General features: G+C 68.8%; 8 protein-coding genes. 2 read left to right on the top strand and 6 right to left on the bottom strand.

Features of this window, described 5'->3' with window-relative positions:
- Positions 1 to 114 precede the first annotated feature (114 nt).
- From AC3WTC_RS06650 to AC3WTC_RS06640, 3 genes are read right to left on the bottom strand one after another with little or no spacing between them, the layout of a single operon-like run.
- Positions 115 to 699 (bottom strand): O-methyltransferase, encoded by a 585-nt coding sequence (locus AC3WTC_RS06650; protein WP_492711120.1) that lies wholly within the window; start codon positions 697 to 699, stop codon positions 115 to 117.
- Positions 699 to 2,354 (bottom strand): ubiquinone biosynthesis regulatory protein kinase UbiB, encoded by a 1,656-nt coding sequence (gene ubiB, locus AC3WTC_RS06645; RefSeq protein ID WP_154879058.1) that lies wholly within the window; start codon positions 2,352 to 2,354, stop codon positions 699 to 701. The genes AC3WTC_RS06650 and ubiB overlap by 1 nt, the downstream gene beginning before the upstream one ends.
- A complete protein-coding gene (locus AC3WTC_RS06640) occupies positions 2,351 to 2,986 on the bottom strand; it encodes a ubiquinone biosynthesis accessory factor UbiJ (RefSeq protein WP_032978107.1) in 636 nt (211 codons plus the stop codon). The genes ubiB and AC3WTC_RS06640 overlap by 4 nt, the downstream gene beginning before the upstream one ends.
- A gap of 507 nt (positions 2,987 to 3,493) precedes the next feature.
- Here AC3WTC_RS06640 and ddlA point away from each other — a divergent pair.
- Entirely contained in the window at positions 3,494 to 4,591 is a 1,098-nt protein-coding gene (gene ddlA, locus AC3WTC_RS06635) for a D-alanine--D-alanine ligase (protein ID WP_154879056.1), read from the top strand.
- An 85-nt stretch (positions 4,592 to 4,676) separates the two neighbouring features.
- On the opposite strand, the gene AC3WTC_RS06630 is transcribed toward ddlA, so the two are convergent.
- The 3 genes from AC3WTC_RS06630 to oleC form a co-directional block, all read right to left on the bottom strand.
- Positions 4,677 to 4,832 carry a DUF1328 domain-containing protein gene (locus AC3WTC_RS06630; RefSeq protein WP_025875842.1) on the bottom strand — a complete coding sequence of 52 codons (156 nt, stop codon included), beginning with the start codon at positions 4,830 to 4,832 and terminating at the stop codon, positions 4,677 to 4,679.
- A 121-nt stretch (positions 4,833 to 4,953) separates the two neighbouring features.
- A complete protein-coding gene (gene oleD / locus AC3WTC_RS06625; RefSeq protein ID WP_025875844.1) occupies positions 4,954 to 5,940 on the bottom strand; it encodes a 2-alkyl-3-oxoalkanoate reductase in 987 nt (328 codons plus the stop codon).
- Positions 5,937 to 7,595, bottom strand: coding sequence for an olefin beta-lactone synthetase (gene oleC / locus AC3WTC_RS06620; RefSeq protein WP_080150330.1), 1,659 nt, complete (start codon positions 7,593 to 7,595; stop codon positions 5,937 to 5,939). Before oleC ends, oleD begins: the two co-directional genes overlap by 4 nt.
- A 102-nt stretch (positions 7,596 to 7,697) precedes the next feature.
- Between oleC and AC3WTC_RS06615 the strand changes: the two genes are divergently transcribed.
- Entirely contained in the window at positions 7,698 to 8,123 is a 426-nt protein-coding gene (locus AC3WTC_RS06615) for a YkgJ family cysteine cluster protein (protein WP_025875849.1), read from the top strand.
- Positions 8,124 to 8,181: the final 58 nt, after the last annotated feature.

Genomic DNA, 8,181 nt, shown 5'->3' with positions numbered 1-8,181 from the left:
CCCCCCCCCCCCCCCCCCCCCCCCCCCCCCCCCCCCCCCCCCCCCCCCCCCCCCCCCCCCCCCCCCCCACTACCGCACCAGGCCAGCGACCCGCGCTACCGGGGTGACGCCCGGTCAGGTGTTGCGCAGCGCCAGCAGTTCGCCATTGCCCACCGGCACCAGGCTGGTGGTGAACGCCGCATCGGCGGCCAGCAGGGCGCGCAGCGGCGCCATCTCACCGGCATGCGAGGTGGCGTTGTCGACCACCAGCAGGCCGCCGGGGCGCAGTACCCGACCCAGCTGCGGCCACCAGCCCGCGTACTGCCCGCGATCCGAATCCAGGAACAGCAGGTCGATGCAGCCCTGCTCGGCCTGCGCCAGCCACTGACCGGCATCACCGTGGACCAGGTTGATGCGCTCGCCCAATCCACTGCGGGCGAAATTCGCGCGGGCCATCGCCACCTTGTCGGCAGCGAACTCCAGCGTGGTCACCTGGCCATCGATCGCGGCCGCCGCTTCGGCCAGCCACAGCGTGGAATAACCGTTGGACGTACCGATCTCCAGCACGCGGCGGGCGTTGCCGAAACGCACCAGCACCGACAGCAGTTCACCGGTGTCGGCGGTGATGTTGAGCATGCGCCGACCGCGCTCGGTTTCGCACGCATCGTTGTCGCTGCCGAACTGCGCGAGCTCCTGTTTGAGCGCGCTCAGCGCATCCATCATCGCCACCACGCACGCGCCAGTGCGAACACTCCAACCGCACCGGACACCCAGCTCCACGCCGGCACGTCGCCCCAGTACCAGCCAGGCGGCTGCAGCACGTACATCAATGCGGCGATCGCCAGCAGGCCGACGCCGGTGATCGCACCGACCGCATGCTTCTGCAGGCGCTGCACGCTGGCATCCAGCGCAACCAGATCGCGCGAGCGCATCGCCAGTTCATGGCGACCTTCCACCTGCTGGGTCAGCCAGGCGTGCACCAGGCGCGGCATGTCCGGCGCATGGGTCATGATTTCCGGCAGGCGCTTGCCGATCTCGCGCACCACGCGGCGCGGGCTGTAGCGCTCGCGCAGGATCTTCGCCAGCACCGGCTTGGCCACGGCCCAGATGTCGATCTGCGGGTCCAGCTGGCGGCCGACGCCCTCGATGTTGAGCAGGGTCTTCTGCAGCAGGATCAACTGCGGCTGCAGGGTCAGCTGGTAGCGCTGGGCCACGCGGAACAGCTTCATCAGCACTTCGGCCAGCGAGATCTGCGACAGCGGACGGGTGAAGTACGGCTCGCACACCGAACGCACTGCCGCTTCCAGATCATCGATGCGCACGTTGTCGGGCATCCAGCGCGCCTGCACGTGCAGTTCGGCGATGCGGCGGTAGTCGCGGTTGAAGATGGCCATGAAATTCTCGGCCAGGTAGTACTGATCTTCCTGCGAGAGCTGGCCCATGATGCCGAAGTCCAGCGCGATGAAGCGCGGGTTGTCGCGGCGTGCCGGATCGATGTCGACCCAGATGTTGCCGGCGTGCGCGTCGGCATGGAAGAAGTTGTCGCGGAACACCTGGGTGTAGAACACCCGCACGCCTTTGGCGGCCAGCGCCTTGCGGTCGATGCCGGCCTTGTCCAGCGCGGCGATGTCGTCGGAAGGAATGCCCCATACGCGCTCCAGGGTCAGCGCGCGCTCGGCGGTATGGCTCCAGATCACTTCCGGTACGTACAGGTCGTCGGAGTTCTCCCAGAAGCGGCGCAGCACGCTGGCATTGGCGCCTTCGCGCTGAAGGTCCAGCTCGGCGGCCAGGGTGTTCTCCACCTCGGCCACCACTTCGCGCGGGCGGATCTTGTCGGCGCGCGGATGGGTGCGCTCGACCAGCGTCGCCAGCGAGTTGAGCAGGGCGATGTCGGCGTCGATCTGTTTTTCGATGCCCGGGCGCAGCACCTTGACCACTACCTGGCGGCCGTCGGCCAGGGTGGCCGCGTGCACCTGCGCGATCGACGCCGAGGCCAGTGGCTCGGTATCGAAACTGGCGAAGGCTTCGCTGACCGGCAGGCCCAGCGCTTCCTCGACGATGCGGCGTGCGGTCTCGCCGTCGAAGGGCTTGACCCGATCCTGCAGCAGGGTCAGCTCATTGGCCACGTCCGGCGGCACCAGGTCGCGGCGGGTGGACAGGATCTGACCGAACTTCACGAAGATCGGCCCCAGGTCCTGCAGCGCCAGGCGTAGGCGTGCACCCCGCGACTGTGCCGCGATGGCGGCCGATGCGCGCGGAACGAACGGCTTGGCCAGGCGCAGCCAGCGCTCGGCCGGGGTGCCCTGCAGCAGGTCGTCGAGGCGGTAACGCAGGATCACCCGGCCGATGCGGCTGGCCCGCAGCAGCGCCTTCATGCGGCACCCCGCAGGCGCTGCACGCGTGCGCCGAGGCGCTCGACATCGTCGCGCAGCACGTCCACGTCATCGTGGAAGGCATCCAGCTCGGCACGTGGCACCACGTCGCGCGATTCCTCGGTGATGAATTCAGCGGCGCTATGGGCGAGGTCGATCGCCCCCTGGCGGGCATGCTGCAGGGCGCTGCGCAGGGTGTTGGCCACCTGCACGCCCAGCACGTCACCGAACACGCTGACGAACGGCTGCTGCCAGTCCGGATCGAAGCCCTTGGCCAGCTGCTGCAGGCGGCGCGCCAGCTCGGCATCGCCGGCCACGCGCACGCGCCCCTTGCCGTTGTCAGCGCCCTGGCGGGCACGCGCCAGCAGCGGCAGCTGTGCCAGCACGCCGGCCAGGCTGCTGCGCACGGCCAGGTCGGCTTCCTGCGCATCCACCGGGCCGACACGCAACTGGTCACCGTCGACGCTGATGCGCATTGCCAGCGGCGGCGCGTCCAGGGTCAAGTCGATATGGCGACCGTCGAGGCCGGCCAGTGCGTGGCGGGTATCCGGATCCAGCGCCAGCGCGCGGTTCAGGGCGATCTGCAGGGCACGGCCAGCGACCGGCTTGAGGGACTTGAGCAGGGAAAGAGCCATGTGCGCATTCTACCTGCGTGGGTGGGGGGCTTGGGCCGGGCTGCCGCCCGGCACCCGCAGACGCAACGGCCAGAGCAACGGCGACGTCAACGTCAACGTCAAACGCTGGCTTGCTGTGGGGGGCGGGGTGGGTCCGGTTGCGGGGGACGCCGTAAACCCCGCTCCGCGGTCCGGCCCAGCCGCTGGCGGCTGTGCGCTCGGGCGCTTGCGAAGCAGTGCTTCGCAAGCAAAGCGCCCTCACCCCTGGGGGCTTGGCCGCGGCATCCATGCCGCGGACACCCCCGCAACCGGCCCCACCCCGCCTTCGACAGGTTTCCGGTAGCCATTTGCGGTAGTGCCGGCCGCTGGCCGGCAACCTCAGCAGGTGTCGACCTTGGTCGACACGGTAGATCAGGGCATGCGCAATTGACGCGTGCGAAGGGATTTCTGGTTCATCCGTGCCTCACGCGGAAGGCCGATGAAGGTTCATGCTATGGAGCCACGCAACGCACAGGACATCGCATTTCCATGGCACGGACACGGGTTGGCATCATCTTCGGTGGCAGGTCTTCCGAACACGAAGTTTCGCTGCAGTCGGCGAAGAACATTCTCGACGCGCTCGACCGCGAGCGCTTCGAACCGGTGCTGATCGGCATCGACAAGCAGGGCCAGTGGCACCTGAGCCAGCCGGACACCTTCCTGCTCAATGCCGAGGATCCGGCGCGCATCGCCCTGCATCCTTCCGGTACCGCGCTGGCGGTTCTGCCCGGCACCGAGCAGGCTCAGCTGCAACCGACCGATGCGGGCAGCGCGCTGGGGCAGATCGATGTAGTGCTGCCGATCGTGCACGGTCCGCTGGGCGAGGACGGCGCGCTGCAGGGCCTGCTGCGCATGGCCAACCTGCCCTTCGTCGGCTCGCCGGTACTGGGTTCGGCGGTAGCCATGGACAAGGATGTAACCAAGCGCCTGCTGCGCGATGCCGGCCTGCAGGTGGCGCCGTGGGTCTGCATCCGCCGCCATGAAGCCGATACGGTCGATGTCGATGCCCTGATCGCGGCACTCGGCCTGCCGCTGTTCGTGAAGCCTGCCAACCAGGGCTCATCGGTGGGCGTGAGCAAGGTCAAGGACGCCGACGGTTTCGCCGAGGCATTGCACACTGCGCTGCGCTACGACCACAAGGTTCTGGTGGAATCGGCCGTGGTCGGCCGCGAGATCGAATGCGCGGTGCTCGGCAACGAGCGGCCGCAGGCCAGCATCTGTGGCGAGGTGGTGCTGCACGACGAGTTCTACGCCTACGACACCAAGTACATCAACGAAGATGGCGCCGAAGTGGTGGTGCCGGCCGCGATCGACGCGGCGACGCAGGCGCGTATCCAGGACATCGCGCTTCAGGCGTACCAGGTACTGGAATGCGCCGGCATGGCGCGCGTGGATGTGTTCCTGACCGCGGATGGTCGGATCGTCATCAACGAGGTCAACACGCTGCCCGGCTTCACCCGCATCAGCATGTATCCGAAGCTGTGGGGCGCCAGTGGCGTGGGCTACACGGCGCTGATCACGCGCCTGATCGAACTGGCGATGGAACGGCACGACGCCGATCGCCGATTGCACAGCGCGGTGCGCTGACCGCGCTTCGGCAGTGCCGGCCGCCAGTCTGCAACCCCGGGTAATCGAGGTTGCCGGCCAGCGGCCGGCACTACTACTCAAGCGGTCATGTGCGCTTGCGGAACATCGAGATCACCGCCAGCACCAGGAACACCACGAACAGGATCCAGGCGATGTTGCTGGCGGCACCGGCGATGCCGGAGAAACCGAGCACGGCGGCGATGATGGCGATGACAAAGAAGATGACGGCGTAATGCAGCATGGTGCTCCTCGCAGGTGGTCGGCCGTGGGTGGCGTTGTGTCCATCCTGCGCATCTGCCGGTGTGCAACCGGTGATGGCGATCTCTGCGCGTAATGAAGGCTTCAGCGCGGTGATGCCGCCGTCATGATGCGGCCTTCAGTCGTCGCAGCCCTTCTTCGATGCTGACCTGCGGCACGTAGCCGAAATCACGGCGCGCCGGCTCCATGCTGTACCAGTGCGGCGTGCACAGCTGCTCGGCCAGGAAGCGCGTCAGCGGCGGCTCGCCACGCAGGCGCAGCAGCGGCCACAGCCGCTCGCAGATCGCGCCGATCCGATACGCCGTCTTGAAGCTGATCGCCTTGTCCACGGTTGGAGCGCCCACCGCCTGCAGCAGCTTGTTGACCAGCTCGCGCATCGGCAGCGGTTCGCCATTGGAAATGAAGTACGCCTTGCCGGCGCAGGCCGCGCCCGGTGCCAGCGCCTCGAAGGCGAGGAAATGCGCCAGCGCGGCGTTGTCGATGTACGTGGTATCGACCTTGTTGTTGCCATCGCCCACCAGGCGCAAACGGCCAGCGCGTGCACGATCGGCCAGGCGCGGCACCAGCTGCTGGTCGCCCGGGCCCCAGATCAACCGCGGACGCAACGCCACGGTTGCCAGGGTCGCGTCATTGGCCGCCAGCACGCGCTGTTCGGCAATCGCCTTGGTCGCCGCGTACGGCGCCTGGAAATCCTCGCCATACGGCACTTCGTCCGCACCCAGTCCTTCCACCGGGTGCGTGGCGCGGTGGGTCACGCTGGGCGTGGAGGTGTAGACCAGCCTGCCGATGCCATGCGCGCGGCAGGCGGCGATGACGTTGTCGGTGCCGACCACGTTGGCCTGGTGGTAGCTGTCATAGCTGCCCCACGCACCCGCCTTGGCACCGTTGTGGAACACCGCATCGACGCCGGCCACCGCATGCAGCACCGCCTGCGGATCGGCCAGGTCACCGCGGATCTGGCCCACGCCCAGCGCCTGCAGTTGCGGGTAGTGGCTGCGGTTGAACGCCAGCACCTGGTGGCCACGTTCGACCAAGCCACGGCACAGCGCCTGGCCAAGAAAACCACCACCGCCGGTGACCAGGATCTTCATGCGCGTTTCTCCAGTTCGGCGCGTGCCCAGACGGCGAGCTTCTCGCGACCGATCTTGGCGTTGTGACGGATATCGACGGGGAACGCCGGATGCATCAGCACGTGTTCCAGCTTCATCTCGGGCAGACGCGCAGCGGCCGTGGCATGCAGCGCCTCGCGCAGAGCAGGGCTGTCGGACTGGCCACGCTGCAGCTCCACGCACAGCACCGGCACCTGCGCACCGGCCGCGCCGACGCCCACCAGCGCAGTGCGTGCCACGCCGGGTACGGTGTTGAACACCGGCTCGACCTGTTCGGTGTACAGCGGTCCGTGGGCGGTTTCCACGCGATGGGTCTTGCGGCCACAGAACCACAGCCGTCCCTGCGCATCGAAGTAGCCGACATCGCCCATGCGATGCACGATGCGGACGCTGCCATCGGCCAGGGTTTCGCTGATCTTCGCCGCCGCCGTCGCCTGCGGACGGTTGAAATAACTGTCGGTGGCGGTCGGTCCGGCCACGGTGATCTCACCGATCTCGCCCACTGCCAGTACGCGCGCCTGCGACCAGTCCGGCAGCGGCGCATCGTCGATGGCGATGATGCGCACCTCGTTCGGTGCGACCACGCTGCCGACGCAGGTGCCGGCACCGCCCTCGGTGGCCGCGCGCGTACGCTCCAGCTCGCGCCCCTCGACCACCGCCACCGGCAGGCACTCGGTGGCGCCATACGGCGTCCAGAACTGGGCATCGGCCGGCAGCAGGCTGCGGATCGTGGCAACCACGTCCGGCGGCACCGGCGCACCGGCCGAGGTCACCCGGGTCACCGTCGGCAACGGCCGCCCGTGCCGCGCCAGCACCCGCATCAGTGCGGGCGAGCCGAACAGCTGGGTCACGCCGAAACGCTGGATGGCGTCATGCAGGCGCGCCGGGTCGGCCTGGGCCGGCCGGGTCGGGTCCATGTCCGGAATCACCGAGGTCAGGCCCAGTGCCGGATCGAACAGCGCAAACGGCGGGAAGGTCGGCAGGTCCACCCCACCCGCCTCCATGCCGAAGGCGCTGCCCAGCAGCTCGATCTGGCCGACGAAGTGGCGGTGGCGGTAGACCACGCCCTTGGGCACGCCGGTGGAGCCGCTGGTGAACAGGATCGCCGCCGTGTCCTCGCCATCGGTGTCGGCCAGCATCGGGCCACTGTTGGCGCCGGCACGCTCCAGCGCGGCCAGCGTGGTACCGCCCCAGCCCAGGCGGCGGCCGACGGTCACCAGGCGGGTCGCCGAAGGCGCCCAGCGCAGCGCCAGCCGCGCCACGTGGGCCAGCGGGATGCCGATGAAGGCCTGCGGCTGTGCCTCGTCCAGGCACTGCTTCAGCGCGCGCTTGTCGATGCCCGGATCGACCAGCACCGGCACCGCGCCCAGCTTGAACAGGGCGAACATCAACAGGAAGAACTCCGGCGACGGCCGCACCATCACCACCGTGCGCACCCCGCGGCCGATACCGTAACCGGCCAGGCCGGCCGCCATCGCATCGCTGCGGGCGTCCAGCTGGCGGTAATCCAGGGTCACGTCGTAGGCCGCCATGCCGTTGCCGGCGCCGCGCCGCCCGGGGCAGCGGATGGCGATCTGGTCGGGGCGTTCACGCGCCAGCTCGGGCAGCCGCGCGGCGATGTTGCAGGATCGGTTCATCCGTTCATTGTCGCCGCTTACGGAATTTCTTGCGCGGCGGCCGCCAGCGTGGAAAATCCGCATCCTCGTCCCTTTCCCGATGCCGCCCGAGGCGGCTTGCCCATGCAACATCCCTGCATGACCTGCGGCGCCTGCTGCACCCAGTACCGCGTGGCCTTCCACTGGATGGAATCGGACGAGGTCACCCCCGGCGGCGTGCCGCACCAGCTCACCGAGGTGCTCGACCCGCACCGCCTGTGCATGCGCGGCACCCATTCCAAGCCGGTGCGCTGCGTGGCGCTGGACGCGCAGATCGGCGTCTATTCGCGCTGCACGATCCACCCCAACCGCCCCAGCGTGTGCCGCGAGGTGGATGCATCGTGGGAGTACGGCAAGGCCAGCCCGCAGTGCGACAAGGCCCGCATCGCCTATGGGCTGGATCCGCTGACCCTGGCCGACTGGCGCTGGCGCGACGGCGCGGACAACGACGACGACCACCCGGACGACAACGGCAACAGCCCCTCGCCACAGGCGCCGATCGCCGCGTGACGGGCGTGCCGACCAACGGTCGGCACCCACCCATCCCTTCCCCAGGCGTGCCGACCAA

It is taken from the genome of Stenotrophomonas sp. FW305-C-20-S1 (assembly GCF_058783335.1).
The sequence above is the reverse complement of the archived record's forward strand: the minus strand, read 5'-3'. Positions and strand labels throughout refer to the sequence as shown.